The organism is Kitasatospora sp. NPDC048715 (genome assembly GCF_043198905.1).
GTDB classification, from domain to species: domain Bacteria; phylum Actinomycetota; class Actinomycetes; order Streptomycetales; family Streptomycetaceae; genus Kitasatospora; species Kitasatospora lactacystinica.
This window is the reverse complement of the sequence record NZ_JBICVH010000019.1, coordinates 1-20,255: the sequence shown is the minus strand read 5'-3', so window position 1 is coordinate 20,255 and position 20,255 is coordinate 1. Positions and strand designations below refer to the sequence as shown.

At 73.5% G+C, this 20,255-nt stretch carries 16 protein-coding genes and 1 pseudogene; 7 read left to right on the top strand and 10 right to left on the bottom strand.

What is annotated here, in order from left to right; translation table 11 throughout:
• The first annotated feature begins 254 nt into the window (after positions 1-254).
• Positions 255-1,067, top strand: coding sequence for a methyltransferase domain-containing protein (locus ACGFSC_RS31415; RefSeq protein ID WP_359904843.1), 813 nt, complete (start codon positions 255-257; stop codon positions 1,065-1,067).
• Positions 1,068-1,194: 127 nt separating this feature from the next.
• Here ACGFSC_RS31415 and ACGFSC_RS31410 read toward each other — a convergent pair whose 3' ends face one another.
• Together ACGFSC_RS31410 and ACGFSC_RS31405 are read right to left on the bottom strand one after the other, a co-directional pair.
• A complete protein-coding gene (locus tag ACGFSC_RS31410; RefSeq protein WP_359904846.1) occupies positions 1,195-3,636 on the bottom strand; it encodes a penicillin acylase family protein in 2,442 nt (813 codons plus the stop codon).
• A gap of 331 nt (positions 3,637-3,967) precedes the next feature.
• Positions 3,968-5,083 (bottom strand): oxygenase MpaB family protein, encoded by a 1,116-nt coding sequence (locus ACGFSC_RS31405; RefSeq protein WP_359904848.1) that lies wholly within the window; start codon positions 5,081-5,083, stop codon positions 3,968-3,970.
• Positions 5,084-5,115: 32 nt separating this feature from the next.
• Here ACGFSC_RS31405 and ACGFSC_RS31400 point away from each other — a divergent pair.
• Positions 5,116-5,475 (top strand): annotated as a pseudogene (locus ACGFSC_RS31400) (FtsX-like permease family protein); the annotation flags it as partial.
• Positions 5,476-5,703: 228 nt separating this feature from the next.
• Here the strand turns inward: ACGFSC_RS31400 and ACGFSC_RS31395 are convergent.
• Entirely contained in the window at positions 5,704-7,008 is a 1,305-nt protein-coding gene (locus ACGFSC_RS31395) for an MFS transporter (protein ID WP_359904851.1), read from the bottom strand.
• Between the two features lie 281 nt (positions 7,009-7,289).
• On the opposite strand from ACGFSC_RS31395, the gene ACGFSC_RS31390 reads away from it, so the two are divergent.
• The 3 genes from ACGFSC_RS31390 (at position 7,290) to ACGFSC_RS31380 (ending at position 10,738) form a co-directional block, all read left to right on the top strand.
• The gene (locus ACGFSC_RS31390; RefSeq protein ID WP_359904854.1) at positions 7,290-8,621 is read left to right on the top strand and encodes a condensation domain-containing protein; all 1,332 of its coding nucleotides are present in this window, start codon (positions 7,290-7,292) and stop codon (positions 8,619-8,621) included.
• A gap of 34 nt (positions 8,622-8,655) precedes the next feature.
• Positions 8,656-9,759: an alkene reductase gene (locus ACGFSC_RS31385; protein ID WP_359904857.1), complete on the top strand. Its 1,104-nt coding sequence runs from the start codon at positions 8,656-8,658 to the stop codon at positions 9,757-9,759.
• A 169-nt stretch (positions 9,760-9,928) separates the two neighbouring features.
• Positions 9,929-10,738, top strand: coding sequence for an AAC(3) family N-acetyltransferase (locus ACGFSC_RS31380; protein ID WP_359904860.1), 810 nt, complete (start codon positions 9,929-9,931; stop codon positions 10,736-10,738).
• A gap of 66 nt (positions 10,739-10,804) precedes the next feature.
• Here ACGFSC_RS31380 and ACGFSC_RS31375 read toward each other — a convergent pair whose 3' ends face one another.
• The 6 genes from ACGFSC_RS31375 to ACGFSC_RS31350 form a co-directional block, all read right to left on the bottom strand.
• A complete protein-coding gene (locus ACGFSC_RS31375) occupies positions 10,805-12,346 on the bottom strand; it encodes a M1 family metallopeptidase (protein ID WP_359904863.1) in 1,542 nt (513 codons plus the stop codon).
• A 162-nt stretch (positions 12,347-12,508) separates the two neighbouring features.
• The gene (locus ACGFSC_RS31370) at positions 12,509-14,053 is read right to left on the bottom strand and encodes a M1 family metallopeptidase (protein ID WP_359904866.1); all 1,545 of its coding nucleotides are present in this window, start codon (positions 14,051-14,053) and stop codon (positions 12,509-12,511) included.
• 205 nt (positions 14,054-14,258) lie between these two features.
• The gene (locus tag ACGFSC_RS31365) at positions 14,259-15,131 is read right to left on the bottom strand and encodes a sulfurtransferase (protein WP_359904869.1); all 873 of its coding nucleotides are present in this window, start codon (positions 15,129-15,131) and stop codon (positions 14,259-14,261) included.
• 200 nt (positions 15,132-15,331) lie between these two features.
• The gene (locus ACGFSC_RS31360; protein WP_359904872.1) at positions 15,332-16,414 is read right to left on the bottom strand and encodes a methyltransferase domain-containing protein; all 1,083 of its coding nucleotides are present in this window, start codon (positions 16,412-16,414) and stop codon (positions 15,332-15,334) included.
• 158 nt (positions 16,415-16,572) lie between these two features.
• Positions 16,573-16,899 (bottom strand): hypothetical protein, encoded by a 327-nt coding sequence (locus tag ACGFSC_RS31355; RefSeq protein ID WP_359904875.1) that lies wholly within the window; start codon positions 16,897-16,899, stop codon positions 16,573-16,575.
• Between the two features lie 166 nt (positions 16,900-17,065).
• Entirely contained in the window at positions 17,066-17,674 is a 609-nt protein-coding gene (locus ACGFSC_RS31350; RefSeq protein WP_359904878.1) for a polysaccharide deacetylase family protein, read from the bottom strand.
• On the opposite strand from ACGFSC_RS31350, the gene ACGFSC_RS31345 reads away from it, so the two are divergent.
• Complete coding sequence (locus tag ACGFSC_RS31345; protein ID WP_359904881.1) at positions 17,667-17,885, top strand: hypothetical protein; 219 nt, start codon at positions 17,667-17,669, stop codon at positions 17,883-17,885. The two genes, ACGFSC_RS31350 and ACGFSC_RS31345, sit on opposite strands and share 8 nt — an antisense overlap.
• Before the next feature lie 297 nt (positions 17,886-18,182).
• Positions 18,183-19,043: an SAM-dependent methyltransferase gene (locus ACGFSC_RS31340; RefSeq protein WP_359904884.1), complete on the top strand. Its 861-nt coding sequence runs from the start codon at positions 18,183-18,185 to the stop codon at positions 19,041-19,043.
• Positions 19,044-19,094: 51 nt separating this feature from the next.
• Here ACGFSC_RS31340 and ACGFSC_RS31335 read toward each other — a convergent pair whose 3' ends face one another.
• Entirely contained in the window at positions 19,095-19,964 is an 870-nt protein-coding gene (locus ACGFSC_RS31335; RefSeq protein ID WP_359904887.1) for a DNA-formamidopyrimidine glycosylase family protein, read from the bottom strand.
• Between the last annotated feature and the right edge of the window lie 291 nt (positions 19,965-20,255).

The window sequence follows — 20,255 nt, the reverse complement described above, 5'->3', positions numbered from 1 at the left end:
TGGGCGGTAACACCCGCTTATACAGGGGGCCCACCCGGGTGATGCTGACCCGTATGGCCCCCCCGGCCCCCCGCGCCGGGGCCCCCCCCGGGGGGGGGGGGGGGGCCCCCCCCCCCCGCGCCCCACCACCACGCCCCCCACTGTCCCCGGGGCCCTCCCTGATCACGTACCGTGTTCGCACCACCACAGGTTTGGGTACGTACCTCGGCGCGCCCGACGGCCGGGCGCCCACCGAGCAGGAGACCCAGCGGCCCATGGATCACAACCGCATCCCCCCGACCGTGCGCAAGACCTACGGCACCGATGATCTGGCCAAGGTCGCCAGTTTCGCCGGAGGCTTCATCAATTTCGGTTACTGGCAAGGGATCGACCTCGCCGCCCCGACCACCGAGGACCGGGTGCGCAGCCAGGAGCAGCTCTACCGGCGGGCGTTGCGGGAGTTCCCCGAGCCGCGCGAACGGCTGCGGCTGGCGGAGGTGGGCTGCGGGCGCGGGCTGGGCTCGGCGCTGGCACTGCGGGAGTTCCGCTTCGCGGGGGTGACGGGGGTGGACATCCACCCGGACCAGATCGAGCGGGCCCGCGCCGTCAACGCGAGAGCCCTGGCGACGTACCCCGATCGGCTGGCGTACACCCTCGGATCGGCGGACGAACTCCCCTTCTCCGACGGCTATCTGGACGGCGTCTTCTCCGTCGAGGCGGCCCAGCACTTCCGCGAGCTGACCGGCTTCGCCCGGGAGTCGGCCCGCGTGCTGCGCCCCGGCGGCCGGCTCGTCGTGACCACCTTCTTCACCGCCCCGGGCGCCGACATCGCCGAACGCCTCAAGATCCTCCTCGCCAGCTTCGCCGACGGCCTCGACGTCGCCCACCCCCTCGACGACTTCACCGCCGCCCTCACCCGCTCCGGCTTCACCGACATCACCACGGAGTCCATCGGCGCCGAGGTCTGGCCGGGCTTCGACCGCTACCTCGTCGACGTCGTCCCCACCGCCCACTGGTCCCGCAACTTCCTCACCGCCTGGCGCGACGGCCTCGTCGACTACCACGTCGTCACCGCCATCCGCATCTGATCCGCCGGATCCTGCCGCGCGGCGCCTGTGTCGGCGACCCTCTGCTCGGTCGGACAGGGGCTGTTCACGGTGACGGCGGCCGCCGTCATGGCAACGGCGGCCGCCCGGAGCCCGGAGCGAGGACGGGTCAGCGTCGCAGGGTGGTGACGGTGAGGCCCGGGGCGGAGCGGATCTCGGCCTCGGTGAAGCGCTCGGTCACCCACTGCTTGCGGGCGTAGGCGCGGGTCTGGTCGGTGAAGTGGGAGGACGTCGGGTCGGCGGACTCGCCGTAGGTGAGCAGCGTCCGGGTGCGCGGGCCCCGGTCGGTCAGCTCGGTCGCCATCACGAAGGTGGCGCCGTGCGGGACGCTGCGGACGTCCGTCGGGTAGGTGCCGCCGCCGGCGCCCGAGTCCGGTCCGGCCGTGACGACGTTGAAGCAGCCCAGCTGGTGGGAGCAGCCGTGCAGCGGGATGCCCGCCCAGCGCTGGACGCTGCCGATCGGGGCGTCCACCGGCAGGCCGCGGCTCGCCAGGTCCTTCACCGCGTCGGCCAGCGCGCGCTGGGCGACGGGGTTGGCGGCGTCGATGCCGCGCGGGGTGGTCAGCGGCCGGGCCGGGTCGGCCGGGACCGTCTGCCAGGCGGTCGTGCCGGTCTTCGCCAGCGCGTCCCGGTACGCCTGCCAGAGCACGGTGCCCCGGCTGTCGGCGTCGGCCCTCGTGTCCCAGGCCGCGAGCGCGCCGCACGCCGGGCGCACGTCCACCCGGGTGCCGTCGGACGCGGCGATCTCCGGGTGGGCGCGGCACAGGGCCACGGCGTCGTCGCGGTCGAGTTCGGCGCTCTGCACCCGGTTGCCGAACATCGTCGCCTGGAGCGAGCCGAGGGTGAAGCCGGGGGCGCCGAGGCCGTCGGTGCCGGCCCTGCGGTCGGCGATCATCCGCAGGCTGAGCTGGGTGCGCAGCATCCGCTCGGAGGCGCCCCGGTAGACGGTGGGCAGGCCGGTGATCGGCGCGTCCGCGTTGGTCAGGTACGGGCCGTTGTTGGCGTTGGCGACGTAGTCGGTGCGGGTCAGTGCCGGGTGGTTGGCGGGGCCGAAGACGCCGGGCACGAGCGCGTCCGGGTCGCGGCCCGGATCGCAGGCGGTGGTCGAACCGTCCAGCACCGGTCCGATGGCGGTGACCGCGGCCAGGCAGCGGCCGAGCTGCTCGTCGGGGAGGTGCGGGACGGCGGAGGCGTCGGTGAACCAGGTGGTGCCGCTGGAGTCGACGGCCGTCGTGTACACCCAGGGGAGGCCCTGGTAGGTGCGCTGGGCCTGGCGCAGCTGGTCGAGGTTCTGGGCCCGGCCGATCGCCAGCCACTGGTTCAGGGAGCGGAGGTTCTCGGCGTTGGCGTCGCCGAGGGTGTAGGCGTACTGCCCGGTCCAGCCCTCGGAGAGGACGTAGCCGAGGCGGGAGCGGTAGACGGTCCGGTCGACGGTGGAGAGCGTCCCGTCGGCGGCCCGGACGGTGATCCTGACGGCCTCCTGGGCCATCCGTTCGACCTTGCCGTCCACCAGGTACGCGGTCGGGTCGCCGGGCACCAGCGTGAGCCGGTGGAGGGCGTAGTGGTCCGCGTAGCTGGTGGTGTGGCTCCAGGCGAGGCCGCGGGTGTGGCCGATCTGGAGGAACGGGATGCCGTACAGTCCGGCGCCGGCGACGTCCAGGACGCCGGGGATGGTCAGCTGGGCCTGGTAGAAACGCTGCGAACCGGCCCACTGGAGGTGGGGGTTGGCCAGCAGCAGGCCGTTGCCGTTGCGGCTGGCGTCGCGCCCGATCGCCCAGGCGTTGCTGCCGAGTTCGGGGTTGTCGGCGGAGCGGCCGGGAGCGGCGATCCGGGCCGGGGCCGCCCCGGCTCCGGACGTTCCCTCCGCGGTCGCCCCGGGGGCGAGTCCGGCCCCGGCACCCGGGACGGCCGTGGCGATCTGCTGCTTGGCGGCGGAGCTGCCCGCTTCGGTGTTGACGTCGTAGAGGATGTTCCACAGGTCGTCCGCGGTGATCGGCCCGACCCAGGCCTTCCCCCGGCAGGACGGGTCCGGGAGGTGGTCGGCGCCGGTGTCGCCCAGGTAGCGGTTGTACCCGGCGACGTAGCCGTCCACCAGCTGCCGCGCCTCGTCGGTCGGGCCGAGCGGCGCGGGGGCGGCCAGCAGCCGCCGCACCGTCCCGGTGCCCAGCACACCCCGCTGGTAGGTGTCGCTCACCAGGTTGGTCACCAGGTCGACGGACCGGGCGTCCGGGCCGAAGTGGCGCGAGCGCTCGCCGCGCACGGTGACCACCTGGTCGGCGAGCTGGCACAGGTTGTCCTGGGCGAAGGCGTAGCCGTAGCCGTAGCCGAGGCCGCCGAAGTCGCGGGCGACGACGTGCGGGACGCCGTACTCGGTGCGGCTGACCTTCGCGGTCCAGCCGCCCCGGTCGAGGTCCAGGCCGGCCCCGGGGTCGCCGTCCGCGGCCCGGGCCGCGGTGGGCACCAGGGCCGCCAGCAGCGCGGACGCCAGTCCGACCGCCACGGCCGCCGGGGTGAAACGCCTTCGGATCGCGCTGAACTGACGCTCTCTCATGTCTTCCGTTCCCGTCATGGGCCCCACGCTGACGCCGTGGCGCCCGGCCGGTCATCCCCCCTCGGGACGACCCGTCCTCGGCCACCCGGCTGATCCGTGCACGTCTCGGGTAGGGGATGGTCCTTGCCCGCACCACCTCTACGGTCGGGCGATGCGGTCCGTGGATCATCAGGGTCCGGCGCTCCGGCGGAGCCCTGCCGCCCGAGCGGGTCGCCCGCCCGGAGGACCCGGGCGGGCGACCGGCCGCGGGCGGCGAGCGGCAGGCGACGGACGGCAGGCGGCAGGCGGCAGGCGGCAGGCGGCAGGCGACGGACGGTGGACGGTGGACGGATCAGGCCGAGGAGTCGGTCAGTCCGGTGGGCACCTGCCACTCCCGGCGCCGGCCCTTGTTGGTCAGCAGCAGCCCCTCCTTGAAGACCAGCAGCCCCAGCCGGCTCGCCAGTTCGGCGAGCGGCGGCAGGGTGTCGCCGGTCTTGCCGTACCCGAAGGAGGGCAGGGCGGCGGCGCTCAGCCCCAGCCGGGTGAGGCTGTCCGCCGGGGGCACCTTGACGACGTCGGCGGACCTGTCCCCGATCAGGTGCCGGATCAGCGTGGGGCCCGCCCCCGGCGGGACCGGCAGCACCTCCTTGATGAAGTCCAGCACGCCCTTCGTCAGCACCGTCCCGGCCTCCGAGGGCCGCTGCTGCCGGCGGATGACGGTGTCCTTCAGGGCCTCGCCGTCGCCGAACTTGGCCGGGTTCAGCTGCTCGTGGACTCCCAGGACGTGGCCGACCACCCGCCAGATGTGGAAGTAGGCGTCCCGGTCCTCGGGCGGCAGCTCGACGCCCAGCTCGCCCAGGCCCTGCGGGATCAGTACCGAGAAGCTCAACAGGGTGCCGGCCAGGTCCTCCTGGTTGACCGGCACCCCCAGCGCGGCGGCGTCCCAGTCGCCCAGCTGGGACACGTGGTAGCGCATGGTGGCGTGCAGCAGCCGGACCTTCTGCGCCGAGCGGAGCCCGTGGCCGCTCGGCCCCAGGCCGTCGTCGTCGAGGACGTCGACGACGAACTGCGAGGTCTCCGCCAGCCGCCGGTACACCCCGGAGGTGAGGCGCTGCGAACGGACCAGCACCTCGGCCCCGTTGCCGCAGGTGTAGCAGAGCGGGAGCGAGCCGCAGAGCAGGATCGCGGCGATGAGCGGCTGGTAGCGGCCGAGCAGCCGGTGGCCGCGCTCCATCTGCTCCCGGTCCGCCCAGGAGGGCAGGGCCGTGGTCTCCTCGAAGTACTGCTGGAGCTTGGGCGGCAGCCCCGCGGGGACGGTGTCGCTGTTCCGGCCGAAGCCGAGCAGTGTCTGCCGCACCTCCTCCTGCCGGCCCAGCGCGTAGGTCTCGGCGATGGCGGCGTCCCCGAGCGGGTCCCCGGTGCTGCGCATCCGGTCGAGCAGGTCGTCCGTCCAGCCATTGGCGGCCATGTGGTCCTCCGTCGAGTCGACAAGCGATCCGTATGCGTATCACCGCGCTCCGGGCCGACCCGGCAACCTCACCCGTACGAGGGCGCGCCGACCGCGCCCGGGCCGCCCTCCGTCCGTACGGGGCGACGGTCCTCGACCGGGCCGGCCGGTTCGCCGCCACCTCCCCCGCGAACGCCCGGACCTCCTGGCTGCGGACCGTCCTGGTGCTCGGCCTCGCGCTCCTCCGCACCGCGATCGCGCTCGCCAACACCCTGCTCACCACCACCGGGGACCGCCGCCGCGAACTCGCCCTGCTCCGGCCGGCCGGCGCCACCCGGGGCCAGATGGTCCGCCTGGTGACCGCCGAGGCGGTGCTGGTGGCCGCGGTCGGCGTGGTGCTGGGCTGCGCCGTGACCGGCGCCCAACTCGGCGCCGTGCACGCCGCGCTGGGCGTCCTCGGCGTGCCGGGGCCGTGGGCGCTGCCACGGCGGCCGGTCGGGCTGGTGGCGGCCGGGGCGGTCGTCTCGCCGCCCTGTGCGCCGCCCCGGCCGCCGGCTGGATGCGCCGCCACCGCCCGGTGGCGGCCGCCGCCCACCGAGCGGCACGCCCGCTCCACGGGCCGGCGCGGGCCCCGGATCGGCTCAGCCCGCCGTGGCCGACGCCGGGGCCGGACGCGCCGGCTCGGCCACGGTGCCGTCGGCCGCCCCGCCCAGCGTCGCCAGCCGCCGCAGGGCGGCCCGGCGCTGGAGCGCGCCGAGACCGACGGTGGCCGCGCCGAGACCGAGCCAGCCGAGCGGTCCGGCCGCCATCACCACCCCGGTCAGCAGCAGCGGCCCGACCGACTTCTGCACCGACTGGGACATCCCGGCGACCCCCAGGTACGAGGCCCGGGCGCCCGGCGGGGCCAGCACCACCGCCAGCTCCCAGGAGCTCACCGAGCGCAGCAGCTCCGCCAGGGTGATCAGGACCGCCGCGCCCAGCAGCGCGACCGAGGCCACGGCCGGCCCGGCGCCGGTGGCGAGCACGATCAGCAGACAGCCGCCCAGCACCGTCACCCCGTACCAGCGCAGCGCGGCGGCCGCCCCGAGCGCGCCCTCCGCCCAGGCCGAGACCCGCAGTTGCAGCAGCACCACGAGCACCGTGTTGAGCACCAGGAAGACCGGGACGACGGCGTGCGGCGCGCCGGTGCGGTGGACCAGCCAGAGCGGCAGCCCGACGTTGAGGATCGAGTCGTCCAGGTTCAGCGGCATGTCCAGCAGGACGAACCGCAGGTAGCCGCGGTCGCGCCAGGGGCTCGGCACGGCGGACGGCGTCCCGGCGGGCTCGCCGCCGGGCCGGTCGCCGGCCTTCGCCGCGACCAGGCCGCGCCCGGACGGCTCCCGGGTGCGCCGGACCAGCACGGCGGCCAGCAGGTAGGACAGCCCGTTGGCCGCGATCAGCACCCGGTAGGCGCCCGCGGTCCCCACCGCCAGTCCGATCGCGGCGACGCCCGCGCCGAGCGCGTACCCGGCGTTGGCCACGCTGCGGAACAGTGCCTGGTAGGTGGCCCGCCGCTCGCCCGCCACCCGGGTCGCGAACAGCATCTCCAGCGTCTTGGCGGCCCGCTCGGCCAGGCAGATCAGGGCCACCACGGGCAGCAGCGCGCCGAAGTCGTCGACCACCAGGAGCAGTCCCATCGCCCCCAGCCGCAGCAGGTGGCAGCCGATCAGCAGCCACCGCACCGGGACCCGTTCGGCCGCCCGCCCGGCCAGCGGGGACCCGGCGATCCCCGCCACCGCCCCCACCCCGAGCAGCAGCCCCAGCTGCCGCGCGTCCATTCCGCACGCATAGGTGAAGTAGAGCACCGAGGCCGCCGCCCACACCCCCGTGCCGGTCCGGTCGACGCACTGCGCCAGCAGCATGATCCGCGCGTCCCGCCCGCCCGGCGGCCGCCGCAGCTGCGCCATCAGTCCGTTTCCCCGCATGGCAGTCCCCCGTCGCGTGATCGACATCAATCTCGACATCAAGATACTTCACGTCAAGAGACCTTTGGAACCCCCGGGACCGCCGGCGGCGACGAGCCGGCAGGCTCCACCCAGCCCCCCTCGACGGACCCGCGCACTCGACCGGCGCCACCCGCGCAGCCCTCGACGCGCGGCGGGCGGTGCGCCACACTCTCCCCAGCAGCACCCGCGCTCCCAACGCACCGGCACGACTCAACGACCACCGCACCACGGAGAGCCGATCGGTGACCACTCGTCAACTTCTGGAGATCCCCTTCTCGTCCGGCCGGACCGGATCCGGCCCGGCCACCTGGGGCCAACGGGCCATCTGGGACGCCGTACGACAGCTGCCGCCGGCCGATGCGCCGCGCTACAACATCGCCACCGCGGCGCCGCTGGACCCGGGGCTGCCGCTGCCGGTCCTGCTGACCGCGCTGGAACAGCTGCTGCACCTGCACGACTCGCTGCACACCCGCCTGCTCCCGGACGAGGCCGGCGACCTCCGCCAGACCGTGGACGGCGAAGGCACCCTGGCCGTCCACCTGCTGACCGCCGGGGAAGGCCAGGACCCGGCCGGGCAAGGCGCCCGGCTGCACGAGGAACTGGCGGCCCAGGCCTTCGACACCGCCGTCCAGTGGCCGCTGCGGATCGGCGCGGTGACGGCGGACGGGCTGGTCCGGCACGTCAGCCTGGTGCTCTCGCACACCGCGGTGGACGGCTCCGGAATGAGCCGGCTGGTCGCCGACCTGGCCGCGCTCTGCCTCGGCGGCTCGCCCGAGGAGCTGGCCGAGCTGCGCCGATCCACCCGACAGCCGCTGGAGGAGGCCGAGTTCCAGACCTCCGACCGGGGCCTGCAGCGCGATGCGGCGGCCCGCAAGCAGTTCGTGCGCAAGCTCCGGCTGGGCCCGGACCGGCTCTTCCCGCCGGCCGCCGAGCAGCCCGCCCGGTTCCCGAACGCGGTGCTCCGCTCCCCCGCCCTGCCCCGGGCCGTCGAGCGGGTGGCGGCCAGGCACCGGGTCAGCACGAGCTCGGTTCTGCTCGCCGCGACGGCGGCGATGACCGCCCGGCTCGCCGGCTCGACCGAGGCCGTGCTGAACGTCGTGGTCAACAACCGCTTCCTGCCCGAACTGGCCGACGCGGTGAGCGTGGTCGCGGGCGACGGCCTGTTCCGTCTTCCGGACGCCACGGCCGAGTTCGGCGAGGTGGTGCGCCGGACCCACGCCGCGGCGATCGGCACCTACCGGCACGCGTACTACGACAGGTCTGCCCTGGCCGCCGAGGTCGCGCGACTGACCGCCGAGGGCGTCCGACTCGCGGACCGCTCCTGCGTGTTCAACGACACCCGGGAGCTCCTCCCGGTGGCGGCCGACCCCGGCGAGGACCGGACCACGCTCACCTGGCCGGTGGAGTTCGAACCGCGCCCCGGCCTGACCTACGCCCTGGACGTCCTGCAGTCCGCCGAGGCACTGAGCCTGGCCATGACGGCGGACCCGTCCCTGCTCCCGCGCACCGCGATGGAACGGTTCCTCTGCGGCATCGAGGAGTTGATCCTCACCGAGGCCGCCGAGCGCGCTTGAACCTGACACTGATGTCAGGTTCTACCGTACCGGCATGACCACCACCGCCACCGCAACCCTGCTCACCCCGTACCGCCTCGGCCGGCTCGACCTGCCGAACCGCGTCGTCATGGCCCCGATGACGCGGTACCGGGCCGCCGAGGACGGTACGCCCCTGCCCGTCGTCGCCGAGCACTACGCCCAGCGCGCGAGCGCCGGCCTGATCGTCACCGAGGGCATCTGGCCCAGCCGGCAGGGCCAGTCCGGCTGGCGCCTGCCCGGCCTGGAGACGCCCGCGCACGTGGCCGGCTGGCGCGCGGTGACCGGGGCCGTGCACGCCGCCGGCGGCCGGATCGTCGCCCAGCTGATGCACGGCGGACGCCAGGGCCACCCGCTCAACCGGCTGCTCGGCGACGTCCCGGCCGGCCCCTCCGCCGTCCCCGCCCCGGGCCCGGTGCACGTCAAGGACGGCGGCAAGGCCGAGGCCGTCACCCCGCGCGCCATGACCCGCGAGGAGATCCACCGCACCGTCGCCGACCACGTCGCCTCCGCCCGCCTGGCCCTCGACGCCGGCTTCGACGCCGTCGAACTCCACGGCGCCAACTCCTACCTGATCCACCAGTTCCTGGCCGACAACACCAACCTGCGCACCGACGAGTACGGCCCGCGCACCCTCGCCGACCGGCTGCGCTTCCCGATCGAGCTGGTCACCGCCGTCGCCGAGGCCGTCGGCCCCGACCGCCTCGGCCTGCGACTGTCCCCCGGCAACCCGCAGTTCGGCATGCACGAGGCCGACCCCGCGCCGGTCTACCGCGCGCTGCTCGGCGAACTCGACGCCCTCGGCCTGGCCTACCTCCACCTCACCGACAACGACGACTACCCGGCCCTGGCCGACCTGCGACCGCGCTGGTCCGGCCCGCTGATCGGCAACGTCGGCGAGAACCGCGCCGCCACCGACCGCGAGCGCGGCGAGGCGGTGCTCGCCGCCGGCCTGGCCGACCTGGTCTCCTACGGCCGCGCCTTCATCGCCAACCCCGATCTGCCGGAACGGTTCGCCGCGTACGCCCCGCTCGCCCCCGTCGACCCCACCCACCTCTACGGCCAGGAGGCCACCGGCTACACCGACTACCCGCGCCTGCGACCGGCCGTCCGACCGTGAGCCGGATCGTGAGCCGGATAGCGCACCGACCCGCGATCCGGACCGGGTTCCGACCCGGCCTCCGGCCCGCGGACCGACCGACGGCACCCCCGTCCTGACCGACTGTCAGTGCCACCCGCTATGGTCGGCCCCGAACGATCCCAGCACGAACAGCACCGCAGGGGGCACCATGACCACACCGGGCACCGGCCCGCTCACCACCGCCGATCTCGTGGAGGGCTGGCACCGGGCGGGCGTCCGCGAGGGCATGGCGCTGATCGTGCACTCCTCGCTCTCCAGCCTCGGCCGGGTCGAGGGCGGCGCGGCGGCCGTGGTGGCCAGCCTGCGCGAGGCGGTCGGGCCCGGCGGCACCGTCGCCGCGCCCACCTTCACCTCCGACACGGTCCGTGACCCGGCCCCCGGGCACAGCGGCGCCCCCGGCCCCGAAGTGGCCGAACTCCGCTCCGCCGTACCGCTGTTCCACTCCGGGCTGCCCTCCGCCACGGGCGCGGTGGCGGAGGCTCTGCGCACCCTGCCGGAGAGCCTGCGCAGCACCCACCCGCAGGTATCGGTCGCCGCCGTGGGCGCACACGCCCGGGAGGTCACCGCCCGGCGCTCGCTCGGCTTCGCCGTCGGCCGGGAGTCGCCCTTCGGCGCGCTGCACGACCTCGGCGGGTACGTGCTGCTGGTCGGCGTCGGCCACAACCGCAACACCTTCCTGCACTACGCGGAGACCTTCGCGCCCAACCGCCGGCTCAAGCTCCGCCGCTTCCCGATGGCGATCCAGGGCGAGCGGGTCTGGATCGAGGCACCGGACGTGGCGGACGACAACGACACCCACTTCCCGGTCGTGGGGCGGGAGTTCGAGAAGAGGGCGGGCATCCGCGAGGTGCTGGTCGGCGAGGCGGCCTGCCGCCTGGTCCCGGTCCGCGAGCTCATACCCTTCGCCGTCCGCCGCCTCACCGAACTGCTGGCGGCCGACGGCCCCGGAGCGGCATAGGCCGGGCCGACGGTCCCCGCCGTGCGCGCGGAACCGCCGGCCCGATCCTCCTGTGCGGCCCTGCCGTCAGTGACGTCCCTCGTGCACCGAGCTGCTCTCCTGGATCTTCTTCCAGGACTTCGGCTCGGCCGGCGGCTGCCCCGCGTCCCGGCCGGCGTCCGCGCCCGGCGCCGGCGAGGCAGAGGCCGCGGCAGCGGTGCCCGGCGGCACCGGTCCGACCGCGGGCTTGCTCGGGGTGAACAGCCAGGTGTTCAGCAGGTCCCCGAGCTCCTTCCCGGAGACCTTCTCGGCGTAGGCCTGGAATTCCGGAATGGTGGCGTTGCCGTAGCGGCGCTCGGTGGGCCAGCCCTTCAGGATCTGGAAGAACTTCTCGTCCCCGACGGCGTTGCGCAGCGCCTGGATGGCCAGCGCGCCGCGGTAGTACACCGCGAGGGAGAACTGGTTGTCCTCGCCCGGGTCGCCCGGCTTGACGGTCCAGAACGGGTCGTCGGCCGGACGTGAGGCGTAGATGTAGTCGGCCAGTTCCTGCGCGGTGCCCTCGTTCTCGTGCTCGGACCAGAGGAACTGCGAATACTCGGCGAAGCCCTCGTTCAGCCAGATGTCGGACCAGCGGGAGAGCGAGACGCTGTCGCCGTACCACTGGTGGGCCAGCTCGTGCACGACCACCGACGTATTGGTGCCCCTGGCGAACAGCCCGGGGCCGTAGGAGACCCGGGTCTGGGTCTCCAGGGCACCACTGGAGGAGGTGTTGGCGACGTAGCCGCCGACGGAGCTGAACGGGTACTCGCCGAAGTAGCCGCTCAGCCAGTCCACCAGCTCGCCGGTGCGCTCGATACTCGCCCGCGCCGCGGCGGCGTTGTCACCCAGATCCTTGCTGTACGCGTTGTAGACCGGCAGCCCGCTCGCCGTGGTGTCCCGGGTGACGTCGAACTTGCCGATCGCCAGCGTGGCCAGATAGGTCGCCTGCGGCTTGTTCTCCCGCCAGCTGTACCGGGTCCAGCCCGCCTGCGAGCTGGTGCCGGTCAGCACGCCGTTGCTGATCACCTGGTTGCCGTCCGGCACCAGCACCGAGACGTCGAAGGTCGCCTTGTCGCTCGGGTGGTCGTTGCTCGGGAACCACCAGCCGGCCGACACGGGCTCGCCGGCCACCACCGCACCGTCCGGGGTACGGCGCCAGGCGGTGTAGCCGCCGTACTTCTCCACGGTGGACGGCACATCCTTGTACCGCACCACCACGGTGGCCTGGGCACCCTTGGCCAGCGGCCGGGCAGGGGTGATCTCCAGCTCCTGATCACCGCTGGTGGCGAAGGCCGCGGGCCGCCCGTTGACCCGGACCTCGGAGACCTTCAGCGCGAAGTCGAGGTTGAACCGGGAGAGGTCCTGGGTCGCCGTGGCCAGGATCGTCGTGGTGCCCTCCAGCTCGTCGGTGGCGGGCTGGTACTTCAGCCGGATGTCGTAGTGCGACACGCTGTACCCGCCGTTGCCGAGGGTCGGGTAGTACGGGTCCCCGACCCCGTCCGCCCCGGGTTGGAAGTCGGAAGCGGAAGCGGGAACGGCCAGGAACAGGCTCAGGGCACTGGCGGCGGAGACGATCAGCCTCTTGCGCACATGGTCCTCCAGGAATCACCGGAACGACGGGTCGAATCGATCCTTCTCCCGTCAACCCCTCGCCCACTCCCCGATCGTGAGATCTTCATGAAAAGAAACGCGCCGAAACGACGGCTCCGCAGCGGTGCCGCGGAGCCGTCGCCCGACCGGTCCGACATGTCGTCAGCTATGGGCCTCGTGCACCGAGTTGGTCTCCTGGATCTTCTTCCAGGACTTCGGCTCGGCCGGGGGCTGCCCCGCGTCCCGGCCGGCGTCAGCGCCCGGCGCCGGCGAGGCCGAGGCGGAGGCCGCGGCAGCGGTGCCCGGCGGCACCGGTCCGACCGCGGGCTTGCTCGGGGTGAACAGCCAGGTGTTCAGCACGTCGCCGAGCTTCTTCCCGGAGACCTTCTCGGCGTAGGCCTGGAACTCCGGAATGGTGGCGTTGCCGTAGCGGCGCTCGGTGGGCCAGCCCTTCAGGATCTGGAAGAACTTCTCGTCCCCGACGGCGTTGCGCAGCGCCTGGACGGCCACCGCACCGCGCTCGTAGACCGCACCGGAGAACTGGTCGTCCGGGCCCGGGTCGCCCGGCTTGATCTTCCAGAACGGGTCGTCGGCCGGGTGCGAGGCGTAGACGTAGTCCGCCAGTTCCTGCGCGGTGCCCTCGTTCTCGTGCTCCGACCAGAGGAACTGCGCGTACCGGGCGAAGCCCTCGTTCAGCCAGATGTCGCTCCAGCGGGAGAGCGAGACGCTGTCGCCGTACCACTGGTGGGCCAGCTCGTGCACGACCACGGAGGTGTTGGAGCCCTTGGCGAACTGCCGGGGGCTGTAGAAGATCCGGGTCTGGGTCTCCAGGGCGTAGCCGGTCGGCACATTGGGGACGTAGCCGCCGACGGAGCTGAACGGGTACTCGCCGAAGTAGCCGCTCAGCCAGTCCACCAGCTCGCCGGTGCGCTCGACGCTCGCCCGGGCCGCGTCGGCGTTCTCCCCGAGGTCCTTGCTGTACGCGTTGTAGACCGGCAGCCCGCTCGCCGTGGTGTCCCGGGTGACGTCGAACTTGCCGATCGCCAGCGTGGCCAGGTACGTCGCCTGCGGCTTGTTCTCGCGCCAGCTGTACCGGGTCCAGCCCGCCTGGGAGGTGGTGCCGGTCAGCACGCCGTTGCTGATCGCCTGGGTGCCGTCCGGCACGAGGACCGAGACGTCGTAGGTGGCCTTGTCGCTCGGGTGGTCGTTGCTCGGGAACCACCACCAGGCCGCCTCGGGCTCGTTCGCCGCGATCCCGCCGTCCGGCGTGCGGTGCCAGCTGGTGAAGCCGTACCGCTTCACGGTGGACGGCACGCCCTTGTAGCGCACCACCACGGTGGCCTGGGCACCCTTGGCGAGCGGCCGGGCGGGGGTGATCTCCAGTTCCTGCTCGCCGCTGGTGGCGAAGGCCGCGGGCCGCCCGTTGACCCGGACCTCGGAGACGTTCAGCGCGAAGTCGAGGTTGAACCGGGAGAGGTTCTGGGTCGCCGTGGCGAGGATGGTCGTGGTGCCCTCCAGTTCGTCGGTGGCGGGCTGGTACTTCAGCCGGATGTCGTAGTGGGAGACGCGGTAGCCGCCGTTGCCGTAGCTCGGGTAGTACGGGTCGCCGACCCCGGCCGCGCCGGGTTGGAAGTCGGAAGCGGAAGCGGGGACGGCCAGGAACAGGCTCAGGGCACTGGCAGCAGAGACGATCAGCCTCTTGCGCACGTGGTCCTCCAGGGATCACCGGAACGATGGGGTTGGATCGATCCTTGTCCCGGGTGCGCCCCGTCCACTCCCAAATTGTGAGATGTTCATGAAAAGAAACCCGCCGACATGACGGCTTCGCAGCGCTGCCGCGAAGCCGTCACACCGTCCCGCGGGCCCCACCCGCCACCCGCACCCCACCCGTAGCCCCCGCCCCACCCGCCACTCACGCTCCGAGCGTCACCGGCGCCCGCACCAGCGAGCCGTACTCCGTCCACGAGCCGTCGTAGTTCTTCACGTGCGGGTACCCGAGCAGCTCGGTGAGCGCGAACCAGGTGTGCGCGGAGCGCTCGCCGATCCGGCAGTACGCGATCACCTCGCGCTCCGCTTCCACGCCCTTCCCCGCGTACAGCTCCCGCAGCTCCTCCGCCGAGCGGAACGACCCGTCGTCGTTGGCCGCCTGCGACCAGGGGACGTTGACCGCGCCCGGGATGTGCCCGGGCACCTGCGCCTGCTCCTGCGGAAGGTGCGGGGGCGCGATCAGCTCGCCCCGGAACTCGGCCGGCGAGCGGACGTCCACCAGCACCGCGTCCGCCCCGGGCTTGGCGAACACCTCCGCCTTGGCCAGGACTTCGTCCCGCAGCGCCCGCAGCTCCGGCCGTTCGGGCCCGCCGATCCGGTAGCCGGTGTGCTGGTAGTCCATCACCTCGGGGGTGAGCTCCCGCCCCTCCAGCTCCCACTTCTTGCGCCCGCCGTCCAGCAGCCGCACCGGCCCGTAGCCGCGCAGCCGCAGCAGCCAGTAGGCGTAGGCGGCGAACCAGTTGTTGTTGCCGCCGTAGAGCACCACGGTGGTGTCGTCCTCGACCCCGGCCGCCCGCAGCAGGTGCTGGACGCCCTCGCGGTCGACGTAGTCCCGGCCGACCTGGCTGTGCAGGTCGGTGGTCCAGTTCCAGCCGACCGCGCCGGGGATGTGGTCCCGGTCGTAGGCCTCGGTGTCCTCGTCCACCTCGACGACCCTGATCGTCCCGTCGTCCAGGTGGTGGGCCAGCCATTCGGTGCGGACCAACGCCTCGGGGTGCGCGTAGCCGTTGCCGGTCATCCCAGGCCCTCCTTCGCTCTGCCCAGGTTGCTGCGCCCGACGGGGCACGGCGGGCCGCACGAGGACGGCAGGGCGTACGGGCACGGCGAGGCGCCGGCGACCGGGCCGGACAGTTCGAACCTACGCCGCCCGGCCGGCCCCGGCCACCCCGGCCGGGAGATCCGCCCGGGCCCCCGCCCGGGAAGCCCGCCCGTGCGCCGTCAGCCCTGCGCCGCGCCGTCGAGCCGCGCCACGTAGTACAGGTTCAGCACGTCCCCCTCGACCCGCTTCGCCTCGACCGAGCGGAACCCGGCCACCGCCAGCATCCGCCGGGCCGTCTGCTCGCCCCAGACCGTCCCGAGGCCCTCCCCGCCCTCACCGAGCGAGACCGTCATGCAGTAGAAGGTCGAGAAGGTGTAGAGCGCGGGCGCCAGCGGGTGGCCGATGTTCTCCGCCAGCTCGCTGCTGGCGGCGATGTCGCCCATCAGGAAGACGCCGTCGGGCCGCAGCGCGCCCGCGACGGCGGCCAGCGTGCGGGTCGGGCGGGCCAGGTCGTGGATCACGTCGAAGGCGGTGACCAGGTCGTACTCCCCGGTCAGCCCGGCCGAGTCGGCGACCTCGAACCGGGCGTTGCGCAGGCCCAGTTCGGCCGCCGCCGCGCGGGCGGCGGCGATCCCCTCGGCGGAGATGTCGATGCCGGTGAACCGGCTCTCCGGGAAGGCCCGGGCGAGCACCGTGACGGCGTGCCCCTGCCCGGTGCCGACGTCCACCGCGTCGATCCCGGCCCGCAGCCGCTCGGTCAGCCCGTCCGCCAACGGCACGATCGCGTCCACCAGCGCCAGGTCGTACACCCGGGCGGTCTCCTCGGCCTGGAGCCGCTGGAAGCGCGGGTACGCCGAGTACGGCATGCCGCCGCCGGTGCGGAAGTGCCCGAGCAGTTCCTGTTCGACCTCGCCCATCATCGCGAGGAAGGGCATCATCCCGGCCAGGTTGTCCGGCCCGGCCGCCCTGGTCAGTGACGCCGCGTGCTCGGGCGGCAGCACGTAGGCGCGCTCCTGCGGGTCGTACTCCACGAAGCCGGCGACGACCATGCAGCCGAGCCACTCGCGCACGTAGCGCTCGTTCAGTCCGGCGGCCCGCGCGATCTCCTCGCCGGTCGAGGGGGCGAGTCCGGCCATCAGGTCGAACAGCCCGGTCTGGTGGCCGATGCTGACCATCAGTCCCAGGCAGGCGTCGTTGAGGACCTGCAGCACGCGCCCGCCGAAGGCCTCCTGTCTCACCGCGTCCAGTTCCCGTACGGACATGACTTCCTCCTCCGCGGCCGGGACGGCGCCCCCCTCCTCAGTCACGCTACGCCGCTCACCCGAACGGCCCCACAGCACAGGCGGTGGGGCCGTTCGGCGGATGGTCCGGCGGCTCCCGACGCGGCGCCGGACCGTTCGGATCAGCGGTGACGGTCCGCTCAGGAGAAGACGACGGAGCGCAGCTTCAGCCGGTCGCCGAGCTTCTTGCCGGGGTTCATGACGTAGAACACGTCTCCCGTGCAGCCGAAGTCCAGGTAGACCGTGGCCGTGGAGCGGGTGAGGTTCTCCGGCGCGAAGCCCGGAGCGTCCTCGGTCGTCCACGGCAGGTCGATGCACTCGCGGCTCTGCGGGTCGGCGAGGCCGGTGATGACCCCGGGGCCGACCTTGTAGAGGAAATCGCCCTCCGCGGCGTTGGCGGAGAAGGGAACGGCGAGGACGAGGGCGACGGCGCTGGCGGCGGCGAGCACGGCGTTGCGGAGACGCATGGGTGAGGGCCTTTCAGGTGGTACCCGGCGGTACCCGGATTCATCGGTGCGAGATCACCCTAGAGGCCCAAAATCCGCAAAAACGGTTCTTCTAATCCACCTATTCGAGTGGTTTAAAGGTTAAAACCGCTACCCGTCACCCTGCGGAGGTCCACCGGAAACCCCGTCAGTTCGGCGGAGCGGTGAAGTAGTACCCCGAGTCGACGAGCACCGGCAGGTACGCCTTCAGCGCCGCCACCGTCTGCGAGCGGTCCCCGCCGCCGTCGTGGTTGAGCACGATCGACCCGGGCCGGACGTTCTTGAGGATCCGGTCGATGATCGCCGAGGTGCCGGGCCGGGCCCAGTCCCTCGGGTCCACCGACCAGGCCATGTTCCGCATCCCGAGGTCGGCGGCCACCTTGAGCGAGGCCGCGGACCAGTCCCCGCCCGGCGCGCGGAACCAGGTGGGCTGCCGGCCGGTGGTGCGGTGCAGCAGGTCGGAGGTGCGCTCCAGCTCGTCCCGCACCTTGGCCTCGGACAGGTGCCGCAGGTCCGGGTGGGTCCAGGTGTGGTTGGCGATGTGGTGGCCGCGGTCCGCGATCTCCCGCACCAGGGCGGGGTGCTCGACCGCGTTCTCGCCGATCAGGAAGAACGTCGCCCTGATCCCGTACTGCTCCAGCAGCGTCAGCACGGTCGGCGTGTGGCGGGGGTCCGGGCCGTCGTCGATGGTGAGCGCCACCACCCGCCGCTCCGGGTCCAGGTCGTACACCGGCTTGGCCTCCGCCTCGGTGAGCACCCGGCGCACGGGCACCGCACTCGGCACGGCGGACGGCGGCGCCGACGAGGACGCCGCGGACGGCGTGCCCCCCGGGGTCACCGACGGCGCGGCGGCCGTGGCCGGTGCGGCACCCGGCCCTCCCGGCGCCCCCTCGGGCCCCACCGGGGCGGACCGGGCGGCGGCGCCGCCCGCCCCGTCCGCGGCTCCGCCCTCCCCGCCGCCCACGTAGCTCCGACATCCGGCAGCCGTGCCCAGGAGGGACATTCCCGCCGCAACCAGTAGCAATCTGCGCGAAGTAATCTGACGATCTGACAGCATTGTGGATGCATGCCCCGGCCGTCGCCGCCCCTCCCGGTGGCAACTCCGACGGCCCCGATCACCACTCCGACGGCCCAGGGCCATCGGCCGTCCACCCCGCTTCCGGAGATCTTCCACGGATCTTCCCCGACCGGACGCTCCACCTCCTGTCCGGACCGCTACGCTGTGCCTTCCCCAGTGTGATGATCTGCCATCAGAGGACGTGGCCATGACGACAAGTCAGGACTCCCCCCGCCCGGGCCCGCAGGACGGCGACTCCCCCGAGCTCAGCCAGTGGGAACGTTTCGGCGTCGACACCACCGCCCCGCACTCTGCGCGCGTGTACGACTACTGGCTGGGCGGGAAGACCAACTTCCCGCCGGACCGCGCCATGGGGCAGGCCATCGAGCAGGCCGTTCCCAGCGTCAAGGCGATGGCCAAGGCCAACCGGGCGTTCCAGGGCCGGGCCGTGCGCCACCTGGCCCGGGAGCACGGCATCCGCCAGTTCCTCGACCTCGGCACCGGCATCCCGACCTCGCCGAACACCCACGAGATCGCCGAGGCGGTCAGCCCCGGGACCCGGGTGGTCTACGTCGACAACGACCCGATCGTGCTCGCCCACGCCCGCGCGCTGATGGTCTCCAGCCCGGCCAGCCGCACCACCTACATCCACGCCGACCTGCGCAAGCCCGAGGAGCTGTTCGCCGACCCGGCGCTCACCGCCACCCTCGACCTCACCCAGCCGGTCGGCCTGCTGATGATCGCCGTCCTGATGCTGATCGCCGACGAGGACGACCCGTGGGGCCGGGTGGCCGCGCTGCGCGACGCCCTTCCGGCCGGCAGCTGCATCGCCCTGACCACCCCGACCCCGGACTTCGACCCGGAGGCCGTCGGCAAGGTCGCCGAAGCCGCCCGGGCCGGCGGGATGACCCTGGTCCCGCGCGGCTACGACGACGTGGTCCGCTTCTTCGACGGCTGGGACCTGGTCGAGCCGGGCGTCGCCCCGGTGCTGGCCTGGCGCCCGGACGGCGAGCCCCCGGCCGACCCGAAGGCCGCGTACTACTGGGGCGGCGTCGCCATCAAGCGCTGACCGACGAACGCCGGGTGGGACGGCCGCGAACCGTCCCACCCACCGCGGCCGTCACTTCAGCAGCCGCGACAGCCGCCGGTCCGCCAGCGGCCTGCCCCCGGTCTGGCAGGTCGGGCAGTACTGGAACGAGGAGTCCGCGAAGGACACCTCACGAATCGTGTCCCCGCAGACCGGGCAGGGCTGACCGGTCCGGCCGTGCACCCGCAGCCCGAGCTTCTTCTCCGCCTTCAGCTCCCCCGCCGCCAGCCCGCGCGAACGCTCCACCGCCTCGCGCAGCGTGCCGCCCAGCGCCTCGTACAGCCGGGCCACCTCGTCCTCCGTCAGGCTCCCGGCGAGCTTGTACGGCGACATCCGGGCCGCGTGCAGCACCTCGTCCGAGTAGGCGTTGCCCACCCCCGCCAGCACACCCTGGTCCCGCAGCACGCCCTTGAGCCGCCGCCGCTCGCCGTGCAGCAGCGCCGCGAAGTCCGCCAGCGTGAACGCCGGGTCCAGCGGGTCCGGCCCGAGCCGGGCCACCCCCGGCACCTCCGCCGGGTCCCGCACCACGTACACCGCCAGCCCCTTCTTCGACCCCGCCTCGGTGAGGTCGAACCCGTCCCCGGCCTCACCCGCCAGCCGCACCCGCAACGCCAACGGGTTGCGCGGCCCCGGCCGCGGCGGCTCGACGGGCAGGCCCTCCTTCCACCGCAGCCAACCGGCCCGGGCCAGGTGGACCACCAGGTGCAGCCCCTCGGCCTCGACGTCCAGGAACTTCCCGCGCCTGCCCACCGCCCCGACCGTCCGCCCCTCCAACACCGTCACCGGCGGTTCGTACGTCTTCAACGCACTGATCGCCACCGGCTGCACCCGAGCGATCACCCGCCCGATCAACCGCTCGGACAAAAAGACACTCAACGCCTCGACCTCGGGCAGCTCCGGCATGCGCCCAGTCTCCCCCACCCCACCAAGACCAGCACCCCCACCCGCCCCCACCCCCTCCCCCGAGAGCACCCCCACCCGCCCCCCGAGAGGAGCGCCCCCACCCCCACCCCCACCGCAAAGGTGCCCCCCTCCCCAACAAGGCCCCCGCGAGAGGGACGCGCTGCGGAAGGGGGCGGCGCAGGGGGTGGGTGCGGAAAGGGGCGTGACGGGTGATTTTCAGACTGCCAACGACGCCCAGCGCCCCACCCACAGGGTCGGCAGTCTGAAAATCACCCAGCCCCCGGAGCACCC

Excerpts from the sequence above, each read along its gene's own strand:
- ACGFSC_RS31340 (WP_359904884.1), top strand. The coding sequence starts at position 18,183 with ATGACGACAAGTCAGGACTCCCCCCGCCCGGGCCCGCAGGACGGCGAC.
- ACGFSC_RS31335 (WP_359904887.1), bottom strand. The coding sequence starts at position 19,964 with ATGCCGGAGCTGCCCGAGGTCGAGGCGTTGAGTGTCTTTTTGTCCGAG.
- ACGFSC_RS31355 (WP_359904875.1), bottom strand. The coding sequence starts at position 16,899 with ATGCGTCTCCGCAACGCCGTGCTCGCCGCCGCCAGCGCCGTCGCCCTC.
- ACGFSC_RS31360 (WP_359904872.1), bottom strand. The coding sequence starts at position 16,414 with ATGTCCGTACGGGAACTGGACGCGGTGAGACAGGAGGCCTTCGGCGGG.
- ACGFSC_RS31380 (WP_359904860.1), top strand. The coding sequence starts at position 9,929 with ATGACCACACCGGGCACCGGCCCGCTCACCACCGCCGATCTCGTGGAG.
- ACGFSC_RS31365 (WP_359904869.1), bottom strand. The coding sequence starts at position 15,131 with ATGACCGGCAACGGCTACGCGCACCCCGAGGCGTTGGTCCGCACCGAA.
- ACGFSC_RS31385 (WP_359904857.1), top strand. The coding sequence starts at position 8,656 with ATGACCACCACCGCCACCGCAACCCTGCTCACCCCGTACCGCCTCGGC.
- ACGFSC_RS31395 (WP_359904851.1), bottom strand. The coding sequence starts at position 7,008 with ATGGCGCAGCTGCGGCGGCCGCCGGGCGGGCGGGACGCGCGGATCATG.
- ACGFSC_RS31415 (WP_359904843.1), top strand. The coding sequence starts at position 255 with ATGGATCACAACCGCATCCCCCCGACCGTGCGCAAGACCTACGGCACC.
- ACGFSC_RS31410 (WP_359904846.1), bottom strand. The coding sequence starts at position 3,636 with ATGAGAGAGCGTCAGTTCAGCGCGATCCGAAGGCGTTTCACCCCGGCG.
- ACGFSC_RS31405 (WP_359904848.1), bottom strand. The coding sequence starts at position 5,083 with ATGGCCGCCAATGGCTGGACGGACGACCTGCTCGACCGGATGCGCAGC.